This window comes from Variovorax sp. OK212 (assembly GCF_900112425.1).
In the GTDB taxonomy this organism is placed as follows: Bacteria; Pseudomonadota; Gammaproteobacteria; order Burkholderiales; family Burkholderiaceae_C; genus Variovorax.
This window is the reverse complement of sequence record NZ_FOLP01000030.1, coordinates 25,431-46,775: the sequence shown is the minus strand read 5'-3', so window position 1 is coordinate 46,775 and position 21,345 is coordinate 25,431. Positions and strand designations below refer to the sequence as shown.

The following is a 21,345-nucleotide window of genomic DNA, read 5'->3' as shown; positions in this document are numbered from 1 at the left end:
GCTGTATCCCACGACTTACATCAGCCTGAATGGAAAGTACCGCGCCGTGATGCGGTCGTAGGTGCCATCCGCACGGATCGCCGCAAGTGCCGCATTGACCCTGGACAGTAGCGCGGTGTCGCCCTTGCGCACGGCGATGCCATTGCCCTCGCCGAGCAGCCCGCCTTTGAGGTCTGGCCCGACGAATGCGAAATTGCGCGATTCGGGCGTCTTCATGAATCCCACGAAGTAAGTGACCATGTTGCCGAGGATGTAGTCGACCCGGCCCGCCACGAGGTCGAGTTCAGCTGCCTGGGATGTGTCGTAATACTTGAGGTCGGCGTCGCGGTAGGCATCGGCCAGGTAGGCGGCTTGGATGGAGCCACGCTGAACGCCGATGGATTTTCCCTTGAGTGCAGCCGGGCTCACGTCAGCTGGTGCGTTCTTTCGGGCCACGAAGCGTGAGATCGTCTCCTTGTATTTTTCCGAGAAGTCCACGCGCTGGCGCCGCTGCGGTGTGATGGCCATGCTCGCGACGATCATGTCGTACTTGCGCGCCATGAGACCGGGGATGATCCCGTCCCAGTCCTGCGCGACGATCTCGCATCGAGCGCTCATCTTCTCGCACAGCGCCTTCGCAATGTCGACGTCCCATCCTTGCAAGACGCCTTGAGCGTCTTTGAAGCTCCAAGGCGCGTAGGTGCCTTCGGTTGCGATGCGATAGTGGGTTTGCGCGCCTGATGCGCCCGCCCACGTGCATAAGAAAGCAAGCAGACAGATCCATCGGCGGATCGAATGGAGCGGGCGCGAAGCGAAGTGCATGGGGACCTCTTGAAAGCCAATGTGAAGAGGCGATGCTCAGAGGAATTGCCCCTTGATACAACCCTTGCACCTCAAGCAACGGGGCCGAGAGTCGACGGGTCGCACGCCGTTCCCGCATGCCGACCACTGTGCTGCAACTGCGGTTGCAGCGCATGCAAATGCACGCTCATTCCGTAGACGGGCGCACTGGTCGTTCATTGATTGACCTGTTCAGACCCGAGCGATACAAAGCGCTGCGACGAGCACGACGGTGCGCGTGGAGTGGCCCGGATGGCATTCGCGCGGCATCAACATGGGTCTGTCAACGCTGGTGAATCCACCCGCAAGGCGAGCATGCCTTCCGGGACGCGAGCTGCGTGGCCACACGTCGCTTCACCTGGCACCCTCCAGACTTCACATGGGCGGCATTCTGGCCACGCACACTGCCTTCCGACAGCAGCTTGGCGCGGGCTAGGTGTGAAGCTCCAATAGGTTGTATCCGGTGTTCATCCGGATTGGGTTTGAGAGACTGGAAGTCGCCAAACACCCAATCCACTCAGGACGCCCAACCGGATGAACACCCATAAGCATGCCCGACTTACCTTTGCCCGCCGATTCGAGATGGTCAAGCAGATGACTTTGGAAGGCTTGGATGCCGTGCGTGCAGCTGCCGCACACGGCGTCACTGCACCCACGGCCAGGAAGTGGCTCGGTCGTTATCTGGCAGGCGGAGAAGCTGCCTTGGCCGATGCCTCCTCCAAACCAGCGCGCTCGCCCAGGGCCATCGACTCGGGCAAGGTCTTGCTCATCCTCGAGTTGCGTAAACGTCGGATGCTGCAGTCACGTATTGCTCGCAGCGTGGGCGTCTCGGCTTCGACAGTCAGCCGCGTGCTGACCCGAGCAGGCATGTCCAAGCTGAGCGATCTGGTACCAGCCGAGCCGATCGTGCGCTACGAGCACGAAGCCCCTGGCGATCTGCTGCACATCGACACCAAGAAGCTCGGGCGCATCGTGCGCCCCAGCCATCGCGTCACAGGCAACCGACGCGACTCGGTCGATGGTGCGGGCTGGGAGACGTTGTTCGTGGCCATCGATGACCACGCAAGGCTGGCATTTACCGCCATGCATCCCGACGAAAAACAGGCGCAGGCGGTCCTGTTCCTGCGCAATGCGGTGGCCTATTACGCCCGCCTGGGCATCACTGTGCGAAGACTGCTGACGGACAGGCCCGGCGTTCCGCTCGCGCGACTTCCGGGTGACCTGCGTCGAGCTCGGTATCAAGCACAGCTTCACGCGGCCCTACCGGCCGCAGACCAACGGAAAAGCCGAACGGTTCATCCAGTCCGCGTTGCGCGAATGGGCCTACGGCTGGACCTACCAGAACTCAGCCCAACGAACCGATGCCCTGGCAAGCTGGCAGCACCACTACAACTGGCACCGCCCGCACAGCGGTATTGGAGGCATCGCACCTATGTCCAGAATCAACTCGTCAAGAAACAACCTCTTGACGTACATGGACGCCCCCGGTTTGCCAAGCTTTCAGTTTGTGAACGGCGCGGAGGTGAAGATTGCACCCGTACATCCGGACTTTTCGCGAGAGCACTCGCTGTCCCTGATGGGTTCTGCTGGCTGGCTCCCCAAAGCTTCAGCGCACTCCAAGGTGCTCTGTCAAGAGCGGGTTATGCCAACCACGGTCTGACCTGCCATGCCATCACTGTGTGATCGCTTGAGCAATCGGCGAGATATTCCTCCTTGGCTGTGTTCTTCTGGAACCCTCTGGCTACGCGACCGCCGCTACGCTCGCGCAGGGCGGTCTAAAACCTTCACCCCGCGCTAGCAGGGCCCACACGATCCTCGCATTCTTGTTTGCCAGCGCGACGGCAGCGACGTTGGCGTTGCGCCGACCGATCAGCTTGAGTAGCCAACCCTGAGCGCTGGCCCGCTGTCGGGCCTGAGCCTGGTAGATCACAAATCGAGCGCCGTGGATTAGCAGTGTTCTCAGGTAGGAGTCGCCTCGTTTGCTGATGCCCAGGAGCGTCGGCTTGCCGCCACTCGAATGCTGTCTGGGCACGAGACCCAGCCACGCAGCGAGCTGACGTCCGTTGTCGAAATTCTTCGCATCGCCCACACTGGCGACCAGTGCCGTTGCCGTCAGCGGTCCGATACCTGGAATCTGCTCCAGGCGACTGCTGGCCTCGCTTGAGCGATGCCACGCCTTGATCTGTGACTCGATCTCGTCGACTTGCTGCTGCAGTAGCTTGAGGTGTTCGAGCAGGCGTTGAATGAGAATTCGGAATGAGCCTGGCAGTTCATTGCAGGCATCCTCGATCAGGGACGGGACACGCTGCGTTAGGTAGGCAATGCCTTGCGGCACGATGAGACCATATTCTCCGAGTAAGCCGCGGATCTGATTCGCCTGAGCCGTGCGCGCCTTGACGAAGCCCTGGCGAACGCGGTGCAGCGAGAGAACTGCCTGCTGCTCGATGTTCTTGATCGGCACGAAGCGCATCGACGGACGTGTGACCGCCTCGCAGATAGCCTCCGCGTCAGCGACATCGTTCTTGTTGCTCTTCACGTATGGCTTAACGAACTGCGGGGCCATCAATCTGACGGTATGCCCCATGGTCTGCAGCTTGCGCGCCCAGTGATGCGCGCTGGCGCACGCCTCGATGCCCACCAAGCACGTCGGTAAGTTGGCGAAGAACGCCGCCACCTGGTCGCGCCTCAACTGTTTGCGAAGCACGCCTATGCCGTGCTCGTTGACCCCGTGGACCTGAAATACGTTCTTGGCCAAGTCGAGGCCGATTGCCGTAATTTGCATGATGGACGCTCCTTCCGGATCGAGTGGTGGCTGACACTTCCACTCTGGCACTGAAATGCCGTTCAAGGGGGGGCGTCCATCCCATTGCTTCACACCTAGGGCTAGGGCGAGGGCGAGGGCGAGGGCGAGGGAGGGACAAAAGGGCCAGGGAGACGCCTTGATGCCGGCCGCTGTCACCTTTCATGGCAGCGAGCAAACGCCACCAGCGCTCAGTGCGTCGGCCGTTCGAACTCTGCACGCAGGGCGTTGCGTTGATCAACGACGTTGCCAAGATTCGCATGGAATCCCTCGACGTCGGCAAGCCGGAATCCGAGCCAACCGAGACCGGGATGGCGCAAGTTGAGCACGAGGCTGCCGTCGGCCTCGATCGACCATTGCCAGGCGGGTCCGTCGACCGGGGGCGGATCTTTGATGATTACCGGCAATGCCTGCGCAAACGCCGGCTCCATGTTCTGTCGGGTGGCAGCCAAGACGCGAATGAGCCGGTCAAACGCTTCGCTTGGTGCAATCTCCCCCGTCGTTGACCATTTCGCGAAATCCGTGCCGCTTTCTTGGATCAACTCGACAGCCATCAGTTTCATGGTTGGGCCTCCGAGGCGTTGGTGCGCGAGATGATCGTCCGATCGATCCACGTTGGCAACAGAAAAAACTTGCATCGGTTGGTCACTTGGAAGCTGTGTCGCGGAAAAGGCGGCCTGTTGGCTGTTCCTCTGCAGGACACTACCTTGTTTCCGGACTGACGTGCCAACGCGTCCGTCACCAGGAGTTGAATCAGACCATTGCTTGGTCCAACCGACCTTGCGCGACCTGTTAGAAGCAGTGATCTTGCAGCCATCGGGCGTCAGCGGCAGCTCGCGGCCCACGTACGCATCTCCGCCCAGCCGGGACGGCGAGCGCAACAACCGTGACGCGCTCACTTCGATGAAATCAGCTTGGCCTAAAACTCGCTGGGATAGCGCACCAAAATCATTGTCGCGGGCAGATGCATGAGCCTGTAGTTGTGCGAGGGATTTCGCTCGAGGGATCGACCTTCGATCATCGTCCTCGCTGCGTCGCTGCCTGGTAGAGATTCATCAACGGCGTGGCGGAGATTCCATGGACGATCACCGACAGCACTACCGTCACCAACACGGCGCCCGTGATCGTTCCGACATCGGACCGCGAGGCGCCGTGCGTCGAGACGTAGGCCAGGTAGTAAATGGAGCCAACACCGCGGATGCCGAACCACGCCCCAAGGCGGCGTTGCGATGCAGTCCAGTGCCCGCCCAGCGTGGCAATGTAGACAGCCACCGGCCGGGCGACTGCGATCAGAAGCACGGCGATCAACACATTGGGGGCGGTCAGCATCTCGGTGCGCAGCAGGCAGCCGATGACCAGCATGGCCGCGAGTTCGACAAATTTCTCCAGCTCCCGTGCAAAGTCGAGCACGTCGCGCGTCATGGCGTTCGCGGTGTGGGCCTGCGCAACCGCGACGTCCCTGACTTGCGGCGGCTTGGCGGTCGCTTGTGCTTGGCCGGCTTTGTCGCCCACGGCGCGCTCCACGTTGCGCATGCTGAGTCCGGCGAAGAAGACGGCAAGGAAGCCATAGACGGCCGCGTGCAAAGCGATGCCGTAGGTCAACGCAATGAGCCCGAGCGCAAGGAAACTTTCCATGCCCAATGCCTGCTTCTTCCTGGTCTGCAGGAACAGCACCAGCCGGGTGAACATCGCGCCACTCGTCCAGCCCAGCGCAATGCCGCCCACGATGGCCCACACCACGTCCAATGAAAGCCATCGAAGTCCCCACGGGCCGAGTTCATGGACACCGGCCAGGCCCAGCGCCAGCATCACGAAAGGAAAAGCGGCGCCGTCGTTCAGGCCCCCTTCGGCGGTGAGGCCAAAGCGCAGGTCGTCTTGATCGTTCTCGTGGCGGACCTGTACGTCGGAGGCAAGCACGGGGTCGGTCGGCGCGAGGATGGCTGCCAAGAGCAACGCGGCCGACAAGCCAAGCTGCAGGCCCTGGCCTGCGAGCGTCATCAATGCGATCGTGACGACCATGGCCAAGCTGGCCAGCAACGCGGGTTGTATCCAACTCTCGACCTGCAAACGGATGCGCAAGCGCAGTCCCACCGCGAAAAGCGAGATCAGCACAGCGACCTCGCTGACCGTCTCGACGAGTGCCGCGTCAGCCGGCATCCCAAGCTTTACAAGATTGAAGCCACCGGGCCCGGCGGCAAACCCCAAGCCCATGTAGAGGGCGGCGGCGCTGATGGGCAACGTCTTGAGAAGCGTGCCGGTCAGCGCTGCCAGGATCAGGAGTGCACCGATCACCAGGTCCCAGGTCGCAGCGGTCATGAGACCCGTCGCCCGATGGCTGTCTCTTTGAAGCCTAGTGGAAGAACAGTGCGATCAGGATGATGATCGGGATCGGCACGCCAAGGAACAGCAGAAGTAGTGAGCGCATGGAGGTCTCCTTTGAAAGTGAGGGTCAGAGGTCGCGGCGGCGGCCACCGTAGGTCGCTGCGAAGCTCGCGACGAATGCGCCGATGAGCATCGAGACCACCAACCAGAGCGAGGCATAGGCTGAAGCCTTGCGCGCGGCGTCAGCCGCTTCCTTGGCCTTTGCCTCTGCATTCTTGAGCGTTGCCTGGGCCTTGGCGTAGGTATCGTTCACGCGCTTCTCCGCGTCCTGTTGGCTCAGCCCCGTGCGCTGTGCCACGACTTGGCCGACGTACTTGGCATCGTCCGGCGGCAGCGCACCGGTGCGGATGCCGTTCAGAAAGATCCGGCTGACCTCGGCATTGGAGGCAGAGGCGCCGCGCTCAGGCGCCATGGCCGGCGCTGCCGGTGTGACCGGTGCGGCAGACGGGGAAGAAGCCGTGGTGGCGTCACCCGTGACCGACGCCGGGCTGCCCGGATCGCGACGAAACAGCGAGTCGATGAAGTAAGCGGTCGGGTCCGAACCCGTTTCACGGCCCGACTGCGCCGCCGCAACGCCTGCACCACCCGCTGCGCTGGCAGCTGCGGTCGCGGCGCCGCCGGCCACCGTAGCTCCCGCCTGTGCACCGGCTCCGAGGATCGAAGCCACCGCGGAGCCCAGAAGCGCTGCTGTGAGCAGCGTGGCTACTGCCCACGCAAGGAAGCCATGCGCGGTGTCGCGAAAGTAGCCCTCGTCCGTGTGAACGCCGGCCCACTTGGTGCGAAGTCTTCCGGCCAGATAGCCGCCCATCCCGGATGCCGCGATCTGGGTGAAGCTCAGCCAGAGGATCGTCGCAATACCGATGGCGGCGGCGCTCGCACCCTGGCTCGTCCAGGGGCTGATCGACGACATGCCAAGGCCCGTACCGAGGAGCAAGAGCACGAGCGACAGTGCTGCCGCGCCCGCGGCACCTGCAAAGATTGCGCCCCATGAAACGCCGCTTTGGACGGTATTTCCTTCGATCACGCCGACCGGTGTATTGACGCCGTACTGGGCCATGGCTGCTCCTTGTTGTGGAGCAGAAACAATTCCTTCCGTGCCGCTCGGCTTCAGTCGGCGCCGGGCTCCAAGCGCAGTAGGTGGCGATCCCATAGAAGACCGTCGACCGTGGAGTGCGTCACTCAAAGTCATGGGTCGGTGAGATGCCGCAGACCGACTTGTGTGAGCTACGAATACGAACACGAGGCTCGTTTGACTCGGAGTGCAGCATCTCGCCGCGGACTTTATTTTTTGCATCGCAGCGAAAACAGCGTGGAAACCCTCGTTGAGCAAACTGGGCTTTCGGCCGGTGCGGTTCCTATTCCGCACCGCCGTGCATCGAGTGGCCGTTGGAGATGCGATATAGCTTCGTCTCGGCCAGCGTCGCGCAGCAGCAAGAGCTGCGAGTTCAACAACGCAAAGCGGAGAGAGCATCAGCCGTATCGATGACGATCAGATCAGGTTGAAGCAGGCGGTGACGCCTGCGGCTCAAGGCGAGCGAAGCGGCCTTTCGGGCTGGAGCCGTTTGAACGCACTGAAGTGCCTGATCGCCATTTGCTGTTGGCCCGCATCCGCATATAGAAGCGCCGCGTTTCGATGCGCATCGAGCAAGTCTGGTTGCAAGCGCAATGACTCCTCATAGCTTTCCAGCGCGCCGTCGATGTTGCCGATGCCCTCTAGCGCGACGGCTCTGTTGAAGTGCATTAAGGGGTCGTCGGGGCAGAAGCGCAGACCGTCCTCATAAAGCGCCGCCGCAGATTCGCACCTGCCTGTCTCGCACAACATGAAGCCAAGATTCAGGTAAGCATGCGCGTAGGATGGATCGTCCGTCAGGATCTGCCGATAGAGTGCTTCAGCCGCTTCGGGTGCGCGTTCTTCCAATGCCTCGGCGCGCGCAAACCGGTCGGCCAATCCCGCAGAATCTGCAGCGTCGGCCTCGTCCTGAGGCAAGAAGCTCACCGAACCGCCGCCCGTCGCAATCTGAAGATCCAAAATGAGCTGGCCGCTCTCGGGCTCCCAGTGCGCGTCCGCAGAACGCACGGTGACTCGGTTCCCTTCTGCCGTGATGCGCAGACCCAGCAACGGCAATTCATCCGGCAACGTGACCTTCAGCTGCTGCAGCGCCTTGAGGATCTGGCGAGTCGGAATGCGCGCGCTTCGGAGTTCTTGCGCCGAGCGAAGCAGCACAATGTCCTGAAAAGAGAACTTCCACGCGTTTCCGTCGTCCTTGATGGGGGTGACAAAGCCAAGCTCAATGAGTCGAAGCACTGAGTGCTTGGACAGCCCCAAAGATTGCACGACGCCCCGAAGTGTCCGCGTCGCGTCCACTTGGCTCTTCACTTCCTCACTCTCGAACGCGGCGCTGGGGCTGCCACGCTTTTCGCTGGTGTCTTGGGTGCACGCTTGGCCTTGGCTTGCGAAGGTCGAAGCGGTGTGACGACCCGGCTGGCCTTCGCCGGGCTCGGTCGAGGCTTCTCGCTGCCTTTGCCCTTCTTTTCCAGGCTGGCCATCAGCATTTGCGTCAAATCGATGATCTGCGCGGATTCCACATCCTCGGGATGTTCCGCCGCCACAATTTCCTCGCCAGCAATCTTGGCGTCGATTGCCGCCAGGATGCGCTTCTTTTCCTCGTCCTCGAACATGGTCGGGTCGTAGGTATCTTGGGAGATCTGGTCGATCAACTGCAGCGCAAGCTTGAGTTCGGCCGCCGACGGCTCCAACTGCTCGATCCCCAGGTCTTTCAGCGAGCGAACTTCTTCAGCGTACAGCAGCTGCTGCAGCACCAAGCCGTCCTCCTCAGCCCGGACCTGAACGACATATTGCTTGGACTTCCACGCCCACTTCGCCAGTGCGCACCGGCCACTTTGCAACATTGCCTTTTTCAGGAGGTTGTATGGCTTTCCGCCGCGCCTGTCGGGCGCCAGGAAGTACGGCTTGTCGTAGTAGATCGGGTCGACGGCATCGGCCGGAATGAATGCCACGATGTCGATGAGATGGCTAGCTCCTTCCTCAAGCGATTTCAGCTCATTCGCTTGGAAGATCACGAATCGATCAGTGTCGAACTCATACCCTTTCACCATCTCCGCGCGAGGAACGACTTTCTTGGTGTTTACAGCGGAAACATACTGCTGCTTTACGCGCTGCCCGTCCTTGGTCAGCATGTTGAATCGGACGGATGCCGAACTCTCCGTGGCCGTAAACAGCCGAACCGGAATGGAGACCAGACCGAAGCCCAGAGACAGGGACGCAATCGATCGCGCAGCAGTGACCATGGCGAGCTCCAAAATGTCCGAAAATGGCCTCAACTTGCCACTTTTTTGGGCGCATGAGAAGAGGCCGATGGCCTCTCATGCGCAAGCAAAGGAAACATCCAACATGCCCATGGACTATCTGCGCACGATCGAAAACGCTCAATTTCCGCTCCGCGTAGAGTCGACCCACGACATCAACAACGTCGCCGTCCTGAAGGCGGCAGGACTGGTCGACGCCGAGATCAGCGGGACTCCAGCAGACTCGCCATCTCCAGGCGAGCCAGAGGTTGCGGTCGTAAGCGGGATCACGCCGTTGGGGCGAAAGGCGCTCGCGGATCATCGCGAAGGCGGAAATCCTACCAAGTGGCGTTGAGCCGCTCGAGGAAGTCCAACAAGCTATCTATTTGCGTGGACTTGTCGAACACGCCGTCTGCTCCGAGTTGCGCCGCGCGCCGCCGAATTTCTTCGGTCGCATAGTTGGAGAAGATGACGATCCGCTGCGTGGGGCCTCGGTCCCGGCAACTGTCCAAGACACCTAGTCCGGAGCCCTCGCGCAAGAAGAGATCAACCACTGCAACATCCCAACCGTCATGCGAGTTGAGCCAAGCAACTGCCTCTGTTTCGGTTTCTGCAAAGCCTTCCACCCTCGCAGCGGAAAGCCCCTCGAGCGTCGGGATCAAGTTGTCTCGGATAATCTTGCTATCTTCGACGAGGAATGCGGTGATGGCCATGCGGCCAACGTATGCGTCCCATTTCGCACGCGTGTAGGTGTTTCTCTGCGGCTTCGGTGAGAACGCGTCGTAGCCTCATCCGAATCAGGGGGTCGTTGCGGCCGGATGGGAATCACTCGGCGTCGGCCTCCGGATTGCCGACCGGATCGGCGTCTTCGTCCTCCGCCCGCATCGCCAGGCGCCATCGAGAGCCGCCCGCATCAAACGCTTTCTGTGCGGAATCGAAGGTGTCTTCGGAGGCGGCGGACTCGCGCACCTGATCGATTTCTCCAGTCGACTCGAGAAGCAGCCAGTGAAAACGGCCGGCGTGATCCGGATCTTCGATCACCGTCAGCGCGAGATGTGAGAGATTCATTTGTTGTGCATCCCTTTCAGGCATCTTTGCGCAAGCATTCGGCTGCCTTCGGCGACGAAACCTCGACCCCCAATTTGCTGCTCATCGTTTGAACCCCAGTAGCTTCATCGGTTCTGCCAAAGCCTGCCTTTGCTTCCAGTAACCGGCCCAAGGGTCGAGCTTCTGGAAGGAGAGGTATTCGCGCGCCGTCCGCACAGTCCATTGCGCACCGCTCTTCAAGCCGGGCAGGTCGTCCCAACTCACTGGGATGGAAACGCCGAGACCCGGACGTGCCCGCGCCGAGAAGGCCGCGGCCGTAGTAGCCCCATGCCCGTTCCTCAGGTAGTCCACGAAGAGCTTTCCCACCCGATTGCTGGGCCCGCTCTTGGCCACGAAACGCGAAGGAATAGTCTTCGCCAGGTGCTGCACGACGGCCTGAGAGAACCCTTTGACGGTGTCGTAGTTGTAGCGTGGCGCCAGAGGCACCACGACGTGCAGGCCTTTACCGCCGCTCGTCTTCAACCACGCGACGAGGCCGAGGGCCTGAAGCATGGCGCGCACGAGCGCCGCGGCCTCCTGGATATGTTCCCAGCTCGTGCCCTCGCCTGGGTCGAGGTCGAAGATCATCCGATCGGGCTTGTCGATGGCCTTGGCCTTCGAGTTCCACGTGTGGAACTCGATGACGTTCATCTGCGCTGCGCCCGCCAACGCCTGCGCATTTCCGACCTCCAAGAGCGATGCGTGGCCAGACCATAGCCCCTCAGGAAGTTCGGTGATTCCTGGAATGCCAATCTTCTCGCCGTGCTTCTGAAAGAACAGTTGACCGGTCACGCCGGCAGGGCCGCGTACCAGCGAGCACGGACGTCCCTTGAGGTGGGGGAGGATAAAGTCGGCCACCGACTCGTAGTAGCGCACCAGTTCCAGCTTCGTGACGCCGGCTGTCGGATCGATGACGCGATCTCCATGGCTGATTTTGATGGACCTATTTGAAGGCGCCGTGCGCTTCGTTGAACTCGCTGCTGCTGGCGCGTCCACCACCTTCGGTTGCTCGCGCACAATCTTCTTCGCCGGCTTGTCATCGCGAAGGCCCAAGAACGACGCGTGGCGGATCTGCCCGTCAGGTGTCCACTCCGCAAAGGTGATTTCGGCCAGCAAGACAGGCTTCACCCAGCGCTCGCTCCCGGCCTGGCGTTTAGACCAACGGCCTGGCTTCGAGATGCCCGTGTCGAAGGGCGCTGCCTTTGCCCCCAGCGGCTGCAGCTTCTTCTTGAGTTCGGTAGCCTCGTCGCTGCTCCAGCCAGTGCCGACGCTGCCTGCGCAAACCAGCTTGCCCTCGGCGTCGTGCACGCCAAGGAGCAGGCTGCCGATCTGCGCCGTGCTGCCACTGCGATCGGTGTAGCCGCACACCACGAACTCCTGGCGCAGCTTGCACTTCAGCTTCAACCATGTCTCGCTGCGGCGCGAGACGTACGGCGCGTCGGCACGTTTGGCGATCACCCCTTCCAGTTGCATCTGGCAGGCCGATCGAAGAATGGACGTCGGGTCGGCCTCGAAGTCCGCGCTGAAGCGCACATGCTCCGAAGCCCTTGCATCAAAGAAGTCACGCAGCAAGCCACGCCGCTCCTTTAGCGGCACATTTCTGAGGTCGTAGCCTTCGAAGAAGGGGGCATCGAAAACGAAGTAGACAATTCGATCCGCTGCCAGCCGCCTGTCGAAGGCGTTCTGCAAGGCGTTGAATTCGGGTGCACCGTTCGATCCAAGAACGACGATCTCCCCATCGAGAAAGCACGAGTGCAGCCCGAGCTTCTCGAGCTCCGAAACCAGGGTGGGCATCCTCGCGGCCCAGTCGTGGCCTCCGCGGGTGATGAGCGAAACCTTTGCGTTCTCGATCCTGGCCAAAATGCGGTAGCCATCGAACTTCAACTCGTAAAGCCATTCCCCCGCTGAGGGAACTCCTGCCGCGAGAGTGGCGAGCTGCGGCTTGAGTACCTGCGGTAGCTCTACCTTGCGCGCACCGGGCATCGGCTGGGTTGCGCTTGAACTGTTTCGGCTTTTAGAGGGTGGAGGCGACTTCGGTCCCGGCTTCTTCAGCGGCTTTGAGATCACGCTGTCCGGAAGTGCGGTCACGACATCGAAATCCCCGTGGGCGCGTGCGAACTCATCCTTCTTCTTGAACAGAATCCACGGCTCTTGCCGCTCGCCGCCTTTGGAAATGTTGACCAGTTCCCAGAGGCCTTCGAGCTTTTGCCCCCGCAGGCGAAACACGAGCTTTCCGGCCGCGAGCCCTGCCCGCGGGTCGCCGACAGGTTCCCACGTGCCGTTGTCCCAGACGATCACGGTGCCCGCGCCGTACTGCTTGGGGGGAATCGTTCCTTCGAAGGACGAGTAAGAGATGGGATGGTCCTCCACGTGAATGGCCATCCGCTTGTCCTTGGGGTCGAAGCTGGGACCTTTCGGCACGGCCCAGGAGAGCATCACGCCGTCCAGTTCGAGGCGGAAGTCGTAGTGCAGCCTGGATGCGGCGTGCTTCTGAACCACGAAACTGAGAGCGTTCGGGTTGCCCTGGCCACCCTCCGTCGGCTCCGACGTCACGGCGAAGTTGCGCTTTGCTCTGTACGTAGAGAGCGCGTCGCTCTTGGCCATGCTCAGTCCGGCGGCTAGTCCTGCTTCGACAGGTACTCACGAACCTTCTCAGCCGAGTTTCCGACCGCTTGAACTGCGCGTCGTAGCTGGTTCTCGGTGCAGTTCAGGCTTTTCATCCAGTTGCGGACCTCGTAGTCTTCTCTGAGTGAGATGAGTTTGCGGTCAAGTGCCGTTTTGTGGGGGTCGTCGGACATTAAAACTCTCCTTGACTCACTAGGCTGGCCTGTGTCGGTGAGGGCGCGTGTAGGCGATGATCATCACGCAAGGGCAGACGCTTCCGAATGCCGTGAGCCGATTGTTGTGCGTCGTCAACAGGGCTCCGCGGGGGGCCCAGCCAATTTACATCCGTCGCCTTCATCTCGAAATCGGCTGGCCCCCAGCCGCGCCGCGAGGGAGAACGCTTTTGCAACGCGAAGCTGTTGTCGCCCCCGTCGGGCGGCAACTACGCCGGGTGAAGGACATGGCACCTTCGGACGCCTGCATTAGATGAAAGGAACGCCGCCCGTCACGGGAATGGTGGCCCCCGAGATATAGCTTCCCTGGTCCGACGCAAGAAGCACATAGACCGCCTGCAGCTCCGCAGGCTGGCCGGGACGCTTCATTGGCGTCTGCTTGCCGAAGTCCTTGACCTTGTCCGGCGGCATCGTCGACGGAATGAGCGGTGTCCAGAACGGGCCGGGTGCCACGCAGTTCACGCGGATGCCCTTCTCGGCCAGCAGCTGGGCCATGCCACCGGACATGTTCTGGATCGCGCCCTTGGTGGCCGCGTAGGCGACGAGCGTGGCATTGGGCTTGTCTGCGTTCACCGACGCCGTGCTGATGATCGAGCTGCCCGGCTTCATTCGCGCGGCCGCCGCCTTGGAGAGGAAGAAGTTGGCGTAGACGTTGGTGCGAAAGGTTCGGTCGAACTCTTCCTCGGAGATTTCGTCGAGCGACTTGTGGCTCATCTGGAAGGCTGCGTTGTTGACCAGCACGTCAAGCTTTCCGAAGTTCTCGATGGCGGTGTCCACAAGCTTTCGGCAATGCGCTTCCGTGCGGATGTCGCCTGGGACACACACGCAGCGGCAGCCGGCGCGCTCGATCCATTGCGCGGTGACACGCGCGTCCTCTTCCTCTTCCGGCAGGTACGAGATGAGCACGTCGGCTCCCTCGCGTGCGAAGGCAAGGGCGACGGCACGCCCGATGCCGCTGTCCCCACCGGTGACCAGCGTGGCCTTGCCATTCAGCTTGCCGCTGCCGATGTACGAGCTCTCCCCGAAGTCGGGCGGCGGTTCCATGCGGGACTCCAGACCGGGCGGCTCCTGGGCTGGGGTGGCGAACGGTGGGCGTGGAGCGGATTCGCGGGGGTCGTTCATGTGCATTCTCTCGAGATAGTGGTGGCCTTTTCATCCGGACAGGTCGCGCCTTTGCTTTGCAGCAGCCATGCGCCGTTTCAAGGCGGCGTGTGGTCGTGCAGCGCAAGGCCGCGTCGGGCGCGGGCTTCGCAACGGCGGAAGTCAGCCTTCTCGTTGCGGTTCGTCCTTTCGGCTGCGATCGGCATAAGGGGAGCTTCCCTCGTTGTCGGACTGCCCGACGCCCGCATCGCCCGGGCGCTGCGGCTTACGCGATCGGGTAACCACCGGCGCGTCGTTCGGTCCCTGGGGCTCATTGCGTTCGCTCGAAGTTTTCGCGGTTTGCTTCATTGCTTTTTGCGCTGGACTTTGGCCCTGCTGGTCATCGCGATGCCCGGGTTGGGAAGCTTGCGTCATGAGGTGCTCCATGGAAACAGAGGAGGAAGAAAAGAGGATAGAAAGGGCGCCAGCGGGAGGGCCGGGCCCGGCGGATCTGCTTCGAGCCGAGGTTGGTGGCTGAAAAGATCGCGGGATGTAGGCCGGCAACGCGCATCGACTGCTTTCATTCCTACAGCGGGCGCGGGGAAAGAGCCCTGCTTTTTTTATCTTCTCTTCCGCCCTGCGGCCCCTGCGCATATCGCTCGAAGGATCACTGAAGCATGAAAGCCCTCACCTACCAGTCTTCCCGGAACGTCGGCGTGGAGACGGTTCCAGATCCCGTGCTGGAGCAAGAAGACGACGTGGTTCTGCGCGTGACCGCCACCGCCATCTGCGGCTCTGACCTGCACGTCTTCCGCGACAAGATTCCAGACATGGAGTCTGGGGACATCCTCGGGCACGAATTCATGGGGGTCGTCGAGGAAGCGGGCCGAGGGGTGACCCGACTGAAGAAGGGCGATCGCGTTGTCATGCCTTTCCCATTTCCTGCGGGCAATGCTTCTTCTCCAACAAGGCGCTGTTCGCTGCCTGCGAGACCACGAGCCCGGGACGCGGCGCCATCCTCAACAAGAAGAACGTGCGCTCGGGTGCCGGGTTGTTCGGGTACTCCCACCTTTATGGCGGCTACCCTGGCGGCCAGGCTGAATTCGTGCGCGTTCCCAAAGCCAACGTGGGCCCGCTCATCCATGGCTTCCTGTTCGGGGACGCGTTCGAGAAGGGGCTCACCTTCAAGATGGGCCAGACCCATGCGCAGCAGCGCCCAAGTTGCTCGAGCACATCCAGGCCGGCGATCTGAAGCCGGAGGCGATCATCACGCACCACATGGCCCTGGAGCACGCCGCGCGAGGTTATGAAATCTTCGAGAAGGCGGAGCAAGCCTGCCGCAAGGTGGTGCTGACCCCTTCGGGGCCGCCTGCCGTGGTGCCGGCCGCCGTCGCGGCCGACCGTGGCCTTGCGCTCTGAACCGCGGTCTCGCTGCACGAAAGGAACCCCCATGGCAGATTCGCAAGGCAAGGCCCAGCCGTCCCCGCAACGCATCGACATGCGCGACCCAGACGCGGTGGAACGTTGGAAGCCAGAACTCGCGTCACGGACGAGCAACTGTCCGAGGCGGTGGCAAAAGTCGGTGACAACGCCGCCGATGTCGAGCTGCATCTCAAGGGAAGCCGAAGCTCCACCAACGCCGACACGACGAGCGACGCGCCACGTTGACCTGGCGGTCAAGCGGCGTGTTCGAGTCAAGGCGGCAACAAGCTCGAGGCGCGACTCGAATGTTCGAAAGTTTCTCGCTGGAGCACTCGAGCTGGCAAACGCTACCTCGCGCGTTCGCTACGGCGGCGCCGCTCCGCCGGTGCTGCTCCTGCACATGCACCCGCGCACGCACGCAACCTAGTCTCGGGTCGCCCCGTTGCTCGCGGAACATCACGTGTCGGCTGTCCGGATCTTCGTGGCTTCGGCGCTTTTTCTGAAAGCTCGTCGACACCACGGATCACGCGGCAGCGTGTCCCCCACCGACTGGACGTCCTGCCATCTCGTCGGGGTGATCGCGTTGGGACGCCTCAAGGTGGCAATGAGGGCCCATCAAGGGGAAGCCGAACGGTGAACTCACTGCCTTGGCCCTTTCCGTCGCAGCGCACTTCCACGAACCCGCCATGGGCGTGGACCAGATCTTTGACCAGGGACAGGCCAACGCCAAAGCCACCGCCGGAGCGGTCAGGGTCCTCCTGCGTAAACAGGTCGAAGATCACCGGCAGCAAGGCGGCATCTATGCCAATTCCCGTGTCCGCCACCTTGATGACCGCGTGGTTCACTTCGACAGTGCAGCGCAGCCAGATCTTCCCTTTTGCAGGCGTGTACTTGATGGCGTTGTGAAGAAGGTTGAAGACGATCTGGTGCACCCGCTGGCGATCGGCCAGGATGGGAATGGCAACGGGCGGCACGAGTACATCGATGGTCTGCTGCTTCGCTTCGACGTCCGCTGCGACGACGTCTGCAATATCGACGATCTCGGCGCCAAGGTCGAATTCGGATTTGAAAAGGGTCAGTTTTCCCACGCCAACCCGCACGACGTCGGCCAAGTCAGCCATCATGCGCTCGACGAGGACGGCTTGGCGGGCGACCACGCTCGCAGGTTTCGCCAGTTCGTCAACGACCAAACCCCGCTTCTCCATGATTTCAGCAGCGATTCGCATGGGCCCGAGCGCATTGCGAACCTCGTGTACCAATCGGCCGAAGAAGGCGTCGCGCGCCTGGACCTTCTCCTGAGCAATCTGCAGTCGATTTTCGGAAGTCTCGATCCGCGCGCGCAGGTTGGTTCGATCGGCCATGACCTTCACGAACCCGACGTGCTGGCCATGCTGCTGAATTGCGATGAGGCTGCCCGTCACCCAGATGCGCGCGCCGTCCTTGCGCAAATGCCATCGGTCGTCTTCCGAGCGATGCGCGGACACTGCGACCTCTCGCTCCAGCTGGGGCAAGCCAAGTACCCTGTCCTCTTCCACGAAGAGGACGTCGATGGGACTGCCGGAGATCTCTTCTTCGGAAAATCCGAAGAGCGCCTCGGCGGCGCCTCGCCAAGCGGTGATCACGCCTGCCGTGTCGAGCACCACGAAGGCGATGTCGGGTGACTGCTCCCAGAGGAGCGCTGCAGCCATTGCAGGGTCGATTCCGACTGCAGCAACAGCGGGACTGACCGGTTGCTCCGCGGCACGTGCCGCATCGTTTGATGCCGTCATGGGCCTATCGTAGGCCCATCCGCGCGCGCAGGCTAGCTAGCGCACGGTTGCGGACATTGGCCGTTCGTCGAGGAGTCTGCGCATTCACGTACTCATGAGTGCGCGGCGGGCATCGTCCTACAGCGGCTTGCGCGAAGAACGCGCGGCCGAGTTCTTCAGCGATTCCTTAGATTTGCGGCACCTGTCCTTCGCCGATCGAAACACAGATCTTCTTATGTCGAGCTTCTCAATGCCTTCTCGTCAGTCGACTGATGATCCCGTGGGGTCGATGCCCGAAACGTCTAGCGCGTCGTACGCAGACCGGTCTCGTTTGCTGTCCGCATTCGATCATTTCGCGAGCAGGGTCACGCGCTGGGCCGGTACACCCGCCGCGTTTTGCCTGGCCATTCTTGCTGTGGTCGTCTGGGCCGTTGTGGGCCCGCTGTTTGGCTTCTCGGAAAACTGGCAGCTGGTGATCAATACGGGCACGACGATTGTCACGTTCTTGATGGTCTTCCTCATTCAGCAGAGCCAGAACAAGGACAGTGTGGCGCTGCACTTGAAGCTCAACGAGCTCTTGGCCGCGAGCAAGGTTGCGAGCAACCGGATGATCGGCATCGAGGATCTCGACGAGCAAGACTTGCGCGAAGTGGCGAACTTCTACGTGCGCCTCGCCGCACGGGCGCGCGAAACCGGCGCTCCCAAGGAGTGCCACTCGATTGATGAGCGCGACGGTTCAATGTGAGCCGATTTCTCGAGGCCTTGCAGCACCTTCGGCAAGTCTTTCTGGCTGTGCCCGGGCTGCGGGTCGTCCTGCTTGCCATTCGCAACTACATCCTTCATCAAAGCGGCAACCAGGCCGGAAGCCTGGCGTTCTCTGCGGTGCTGGCGATGTTTCCACTCCTGATTCTGCTGTCCGCCGCCGCTGGCTTCGCGGGACAGCCCGGCGACGCGGCGGCGCTGGCCAGCCGGGTGATGGACTATGCGCCTCAAGTCGTTCGCGATGCGGTGGCGCCGGTGATCAGACAGGTGCTTGCCCAACGGAACCAAGCGCTGTTGACGGTTGGACTCGTGGCCACCTTGTGGGCCGCTTCGTCGGGCATGCAGGCGGTGCGCACGGCGTTGAATCGGGCTTACGGCGTCGAGAGAGGCTTGCCGTTCTGGAAGGCTCGGATCAAATCCACGCTGGCTACCGTAGTGGTTGGCGGAGGGGTCCTGGCCGCCTTCAGCTCGGTGATCATCCTGCCGTATCTCTGGAGGTTTCTGCAGGACAAGGCGGGGGTAGGGCAGGAGGTGCCGTGGCTGCAGAACAGCGTGCGATACGGATCTGCCTTCCTGCTGCTGACCGTGCTCTACGGTCTGCTGTATGGCTGGCTGCCGGACGTGCGGCAGCGTTTGTACACGGTGCTTCCGGGCGCAGTGGTGGGTGCGGCGCTTTGGGTAGCAGCCGCAGCCACGCTTTCGTACACGCTACGCACGGCGGGAAAGCTTGCGCTGGTGTATGGCAGCTTCGCGGGCGTCGTCGCAACCCTGGTGTTCCTCTACGTCAGCGCAACGACCTTGATCTATGGCGCAGAGATCAACGGTGTTCTGCGCGAGAAGGGGGCACCAGCGCCGTCCTGAACGTTTGCCGCTTCGGCAACCGCAACGCCTCGACGCCTGGCGCAACAACTTGCATCCATCCCACACTCAGCCGGAGCTTCCTGTTACCGAGAAAACGCGATTCGAACCATATACCCGCGCGGCCGGCGGCTGGGGATCCCTGAAAGCAGTGGGCAGCTACCCGTTGCGCGAGCGCATTGCCATCGTTGGCGCAGAAGCGCTGTGGAAACAGAACGAACCGGGGGCTTTGCCTGCGGGAGTGGGGTAGAAGGGTCAGAGATCAGCGGAATTCAACAGTGCCAGCGGCCAAAGCGATTCCGATTCACCTCCATGCATCGTCCGGTGTGTGCGGGGACCGGCATTCCTCCAATGCAGGTCCCAGGGCCACTGCCTGTAGACAGTATCGCCAACGAGCGCATTCGTGATAGCGACATCCTCGCTGCCCCCCCCGTACTGCGAATGCACACACGTGCGTCTGCGCGCGATCGCCCTTCGGCAAATCGCATTGGCGTTCAGCGAACGCCAGTCCGGGAGCCACGGCCACGAGACGACCGTGTCGGCCTCAGTAAACGCAACCCAGCTTTGGGCCGATGGCAACGGTTCAGCGCTACGCGATGCCGCGTGTTAGAAGAATCCACCCCGCAGGTGTTATCTCGTGAACTACTGCGGAATGCGGCGGTGTTTCGGGGGCGGCTCGGCGCAGCGTCGCAGTAATCACCAGAGCAGCGCGGAGCAGTTCCACCTGTCTGACATCAACAGGGTCCGTCACCGTAAGAGGCAAGGTCGCCCGCTCGATCTTGCGGAGGTAGGAGAGTGGCATTTGAGTCGGAGCTTCTTACTTCGCGGGCATTCTGCAAATGACGCCCGACGCCACACGTAGGAGCATTGCTTGTTCCCGCATGCCTTCTACCTCGGCCTAGGCAGCGGTGGAGCGCTCTCACCTTTTGTTGAAGGCTCGGGCCGGACTCGGCCCGGACCTTGTGGACATGTGCGACCGATTTGCCAGGCGCGAAGAAAAACTCATGGCGCAAATGAGCGTAACTGCCTCGACGGGAATCGCCCGTAGCCCGTTCCGTGCCGCTGCAAAGCAGCGCAGGCCCGCGCCGGTCCGCAAGCTGCATGTGGCGTTCAAGCGAAAAAATCAGAATCGTCCGACATTCAATGCGTCGGGCACAACCTTAAATTCGCTTCCCCCGTGGTTAGCCGCAGGCTTGCTGTAAACCTCAACCCGGTCCCGAGCGACCTGGTCTTTTTTCTCGCAGACTTGCGGCTGTGGGCGCCGGTTCCCCTCTTGAAAACCAGCGCGGCAAGATCTATCTTCTTCGTCGTCGCAAAGTGGTCAATCTCAAAGGAGGTACTGAAATGGCCATGAACTTGCTCAGGCAAATCGCGGGCTCTCGACTGCCCATGCCGTTCTACCGTAAGGAGGACATCGACGGGGTAAGGGTCCTCCGGGCCGCGGGGCTTGTCGTCGCTCTGATTCGTCCGGCGTCGACCGACGGTTCGCTTGCTGAGGCCCAGGTGTTGGCGATTACCCAAAAGGGGCGCGAAGAACTCGCGAAGTTTGGCTATCCCGAGTCCCGTGCGCTACGCTGGAGGTTTCGGATGCCCCGTATCAGGTCCGCAGCGTTTATTGCCAGCACGCGCAAATCCTCGACGCCTCGCGAGCCGACCAAGCCTCACTAGGGCACGCAGGTGATATGCATCGACAAGCCCTTGAAACTCGTCGCCGAGCACCGAGACCAATTCACGGAAGCGTCGGGACGCGCGCCCGCGCTCCGTCAACTTTTCGGAGATTGTCGCCATGTATCGATCCTTGTTTCTTCGCGATCTGTTCGCGGAGATGAATCGCCTGCCGCGCGACATGCAGCAGGCCTTCGAGCTCACTACTTGGAGTGTTGTCGGTTCACCTGCGCCTCGGCTTCCAGCCAGTCGTCGACGTCACTGCCCGCAGCACTGCCGCGACGTTCATAAGCTTCATAGGCCGCACGGCGCACGGCTTCCTCGCGGCTGCTTTCTTCTGTGATCGAGGTCGCGCTGACGGAGGCCGGCTCGCTGGGTTCAGTGCCCGAAGGGTTGGTGGAGTTTGTCGCCACCTGCTGCTCGGCTTCGCCGGGGTAGCCGTGCGCCTTGTTCGCTTCCCGGCCCATGCGGCTGCCTTGCGCCGGGCTGTCTTGCCCTACCGCACGGTTCTGGTCGATGTTGACCGGCGACATCGGCTTCTGTTGAGCATTGTTCGTCATGGTGGCTCCTTTGAAGATTT

The 21,345-nt window shown here is 61.8% G+C and carries 20 protein-coding genes and 2 pseudogenes; 7 read left to right on the top strand and 15 right to left on the bottom strand.

Annotated elements, in window-relative coordinates; translation table 11 throughout:
• Nucleotides 1–15: 15 nt before the first annotated feature.
• Nucleotides 16–801, bottom strand: coding sequence for an ABC transporter substrate-binding protein (locus BM004_RS37615; protein ID WP_093221610.1), 786 nt, complete (start codon nucleotides 799–801; stop codon nucleotides 16–18).
• Between the two features lie 552 nt (nucleotides 802–1,353).
• Between BM004_RS37615 and BM004_RS37610 the strand changes: the two are divergent.
• Nucleotides 1,354–2,290, top strand: a pseudogene (locus BM004_RS37610) (IS481 family transposase); the annotation flags it as partial.
• 270 nt (nucleotides 2,291–2,560) lie between these two features.
• On the opposite strand, the gene BM004_RS37605 reads toward BM004_RS37610, so the two are convergent.
• The 6 genes from BM004_RS37605 to BM004_RS37580 form a co-directional block, all read right to left on the bottom strand.
• Nucleotides 2,561–3,601 carry an IS110 family RNA-guided transposase gene (locus BM004_RS37605; protein ID WP_093221607.1) on the bottom strand — a complete coding sequence of 347 codons (1,041 nt, stop codon included), beginning with the start codon at nucleotides 3,599–3,601 and terminating at the stop codon, nucleotides 2,561–2,563.
• 209 nt (nucleotides 3,602–3,810) lie between these two features.
• A complete protein-coding gene (locus BM004_RS37600; RefSeq protein WP_143072646.1) occupies nucleotides 3,811–4,182 on the bottom strand; it encodes a hypothetical protein in 372 nt (123 codons plus the stop codon).
• A gap of 454 nt (nucleotides 4,183–4,636) precedes the next feature.
• Nucleotides 4,637–5,935, bottom strand: a complete 1,299-nt coding sequence (locus BM004_RS37595; protein WP_093221602.1) for a cation:proton antiporter — start codon at nucleotides 5,933–5,935, stop codon at nucleotides 4,637–4,639.
• Between the two features lie 133 nt (nucleotides 5,936–6,068).
• On the bottom strand, nucleotides 6,069–7,058 hold the full coding sequence (locus BM004_RS37590) for a hypothetical protein (RefSeq protein ID WP_093221600.1): 990 nt from the start codon (nucleotides 7,056–7,058) through the stop codon (nucleotides 6,069–6,071).
• Between the two features lie 468 nt (nucleotides 7,059–7,526).
• Nucleotides 7,527–8,378 carry a tetratricopeptide repeat protein gene (locus tag BM004_RS37585; RefSeq protein WP_093221597.1) on the bottom strand — a complete coding sequence of 284 codons (852 nt, stop codon included), beginning with the start codon at nucleotides 8,376–8,378 and terminating at the stop codon, nucleotides 7,527–7,529.
• Entirely contained in the window at nucleotides 8,375–9,310 is a 936-nt protein-coding gene (locus BM004_RS37580) for a non-homologous end joining protein Ku (protein ID WP_093221665.1), read from the bottom strand. Before BM004_RS37580 ends, BM004_RS37585 begins: the two co-directional genes overlap by 4 nt.
• Between BM004_RS37580 and BM004_RS37575 the strand changes: the two genes are divergently transcribed.
• Entirely contained in the window at nucleotides 9,309–9,662 is a 354-nt protein-coding gene (locus BM004_RS37575) for a hypothetical protein (protein ID WP_256220249.1), read from the top strand. The two genes, BM004_RS37580 and BM004_RS37575, sit on opposite strands and share 2 nt — an antisense overlap.
• Here BM004_RS37575 and BM004_RS37570 read toward each other — a convergent pair.
• The 6 genes from BM004_RS37570 to BM004_RS37545 form a co-directional block, all read right to left on the bottom strand.
• On the bottom strand, nucleotides 9,646–10,020 hold the full coding sequence (locus BM004_RS37570) for a response regulator (RefSeq protein WP_093221595.1): 375 nt from the start codon (nucleotides 10,018–10,020) through the stop codon (nucleotides 9,646–9,648). The two genes, BM004_RS37575 and BM004_RS37570, sit on opposite strands and share 17 nt — an antisense overlap.
• A 112-nt stretch (nucleotides 10,021–10,132) precedes the next feature.
• Complete coding sequence (locus tag BM004_RS37565; protein ID WP_093221592.1) at nucleotides 10,133–10,375, bottom strand: hypothetical protein; 243 nt, start codon at nucleotides 10,373–10,375, stop codon at nucleotides 10,133–10,135.
• An 81-nt stretch (nucleotides 10,376–10,456) separates the two neighbouring features.
• Nucleotides 10,457–12,997, bottom strand: a complete 2,541-nt coding sequence (ligD, locus tag BM004_RS37560; protein WP_093221590.1) for a DNA ligase D — start codon at nucleotides 12,995–12,997, stop codon at nucleotides 10,457–10,459.
• 14 nt (nucleotides 12,998–13,011) lie between these two features.
• Entirely contained in the window at nucleotides 13,012–13,191 is a 180-nt protein-coding gene (locus BM004_RS37555) for a DUF3606 domain-containing protein (protein ID WP_093133925.1), read from the bottom strand.
• 288 nt (nucleotides 13,192–13,479) lie between these two features.
• On the bottom strand, nucleotides 13,480–14,352 hold the full coding sequence (locus tag BM004_RS37550; protein ID WP_093134166.1) for an SDR family oxidoreductase: 873 nt from the start codon (nucleotides 14,350–14,352) through the stop codon (nucleotides 13,480–13,482).
• A 141-nt stretch (nucleotides 14,353–14,493) separates the two neighbouring features.
• Nucleotides 14,494–14,745, bottom strand: a complete 252-nt coding sequence (locus BM004_RS37545; RefSeq protein WP_093221660.1) for a hypothetical protein — start codon at nucleotides 14,743–14,745, stop codon at nucleotides 14,494–14,496.
• Nucleotides 14,746–14,987: 242 nt separating this feature from the next.
• Here BM004_RS37545 and BM004_RS37540 point away from each other — a divergent pair.
• Nucleotides 14,988–15,669, top strand: a pseudogene (locus tag BM004_RS37540) (alcohol dehydrogenase catalytic domain-containing protein); the annotation flags it as partial.
• Nucleotides 15,670–15,834: 165 nt separating this feature from the next.
• Entirely contained in the window at nucleotides 15,835–15,978 is a 144-nt protein-coding gene (locus BM004_RS37535; protein ID WP_256220248.1) for a DUF3606 domain-containing protein, read from the top strand.
• Between the two features lie 347 nt (nucleotides 15,979–16,325).
• On the opposite strand, the gene BM004_RS37525 is transcribed toward BM004_RS37535, so the two are convergent.
• The gene (locus BM004_RS37525; protein WP_177206757.1) at nucleotides 16,326–17,420 is read right to left on the bottom strand and encodes a PAS domain-containing sensor histidine kinase; all 1,095 of its coding nucleotides are present in this window, start codon (nucleotides 17,418–17,420) and stop codon (nucleotides 16,326–16,328) included.
• 310 nt (nucleotides 17,421–17,730) lie between these two features.
• Between BM004_RS37525 and BM004_RS37520 the strand changes: the two genes are divergently transcribed.
• The 3 genes from BM004_RS37520 (at nucleotide 17,731) to BM004_RS37510 (ending at nucleotide 20,768) form a co-directional block, all read left to right on the top strand.
• On the top strand, nucleotides 17,731–18,225 hold the full coding sequence (locus tag BM004_RS37520; RefSeq protein ID WP_093134168.1) for a low affinity iron permease family protein: 495 nt from the start codon (nucleotides 17,731–17,733) through the stop codon (nucleotides 18,223–18,225).
• A complete protein-coding gene (locus tag BM004_RS37515) occupies nucleotides 18,222–19,103 on the top strand; it encodes a YihY/virulence factor BrkB family protein (protein ID WP_093221587.1) in 882 nt (293 codons plus the stop codon). Before BM004_RS37520 ends, BM004_RS37515 begins: the two co-directional genes overlap by 4 nt.
• A gap of 1,341 nt (nucleotides 19,104–20,444) precedes the next feature.
• Nucleotides 20,445–20,768, top strand: a complete 324-nt coding sequence (locus BM004_RS37510) for a hypothetical protein (protein ID WP_093221584.1) — start codon at nucleotides 20,445–20,447, stop codon at nucleotides 20,766–20,768.
• Between the two features lie 200 nt (nucleotides 20,769–20,968).
• On the opposite strand, the gene BM004_RS37505 is transcribed toward BM004_RS37510, so the two are convergent.
• Complete coding sequence (locus tag BM004_RS37505; protein ID WP_093221582.1) at nucleotides 20,969–21,325, bottom strand: DUF2934 domain-containing protein; 357 nt, start codon at nucleotides 21,323–21,325, stop codon at nucleotides 20,969–20,971.
• Nucleotides 21,326–21,345 lie beyond the last annotated feature (20 nt).

Excerpts from the sequence above, each read along its gene's own strand:
- BM004_RS37615 (WP_093221610.1), bottom strand. The coding sequence starts at position 801 with ATGCACTTCGCTTCGCGCCCGCTCCATTCGATCCGCCGATGGATCTGT.
- BM004_RS37605 (WP_093221607.1), bottom strand. The coding sequence starts at position 3,601 with ATGCAAATTACGGCAATCGGCCTCGACTTGGCCAAGAACGTATTTCAG.
- BM004_RS37600 (WP_143072646.1), bottom strand. The coding sequence starts at position 4,182 with ATGAAACTGATGGCTGTCGAGTTGATCCAAGAAAGCGGCACGGATTTC.
- BM004_RS37595 (WP_093221602.1), bottom strand. The coding sequence starts at position 5,935 with ATGACCGCTGCGACCTGGGACCTGGTGATCGGTGCACTCCTGATCCTG.
- BM004_RS37590 (WP_093221600.1), bottom strand. The coding sequence starts at position 7,058 with ATGGCCCAGTACGGCGTCAATACACCGGTCGGCGTGATCGAAGGAAAT.
- BM004_RS37575 (WP_256220249.1), top strand. The coding sequence starts at position 9,309 with ATGGCGAGCTCCAAAATGTCCGAAAATGGCCTCAACTTGCCACTTTTT.
- BM004_RS37580 (WP_093221665.1), bottom strand. The coding sequence starts at position 9,310 with ATGGTCACTGCTGCGCGATCGATTGCGTCCCTGTCTCTGGGCTTCGGT.
- BM004_RS37570 (WP_093221595.1), bottom strand. The coding sequence starts at position 10,020 with ATGGCCATCACCGCATTCCTCGTCGAAGATAGCAAGATTATCCGAGAC.
- BM004_RS37565 (WP_093221592.1), bottom strand. The coding sequence starts at position 10,375 with ATGAATCTCTCACATCTCGCGCTGACGGTGATCGAAGATCCGGATCAC.
- ligD (WP_093221590.1), bottom strand. The coding sequence starts at position 12,997 with ATGGCCAAGAGCGACGCGCTCTCTACGTACAGAGCAAAGCGCAACTTC.
- BM004_RS37555 (WP_093133925.1), bottom strand. The coding sequence starts at position 13,191 with ATGTCCGACGACCCCCACAAAACGGCACTTGACCGCAAACTCATCTCA.
- BM004_RS37550 (WP_093134166.1), bottom strand. The coding sequence starts at position 14,352 with ATGAACGACCCCCGCGAATCCGCTCCACGCCCACCGTTCGCCACCCCA.
- BM004_RS37545 (WP_093221660.1), bottom strand. The coding sequence starts at position 14,745 with ATGACGCAAGCTTCCCAACCCGGGCATCGCGATGACCAGCAGGGCCAA.
- BM004_RS37525 (WP_177206757.1), bottom strand. The coding sequence starts at position 17,420 with ATGGCTGCAGCGCTCCTCTGGGAGCAGTCACCCGACATCGCCTTCGTG.
- BM004_RS37520 (WP_093134168.1), top strand. The coding sequence starts at position 17,731 with ATGCCTTCTCGTCAGTCGACTGATGATCCCGTGGGGTCGATGCCCGAA.
- BM004_RS37510 (WP_093221584.1), top strand. The coding sequence starts at position 20,445 with ATGGCCATGAACTTGCTCAGGCAAATCGCGGGCTCTCGACTGCCCATG.
- BM004_RS37505 (WP_093221582.1), bottom strand. The coding sequence starts at position 21,325 with ATGACGAACAATGCTCAACAGAAGCCGATGTCGCCGGTCAACATCGAC.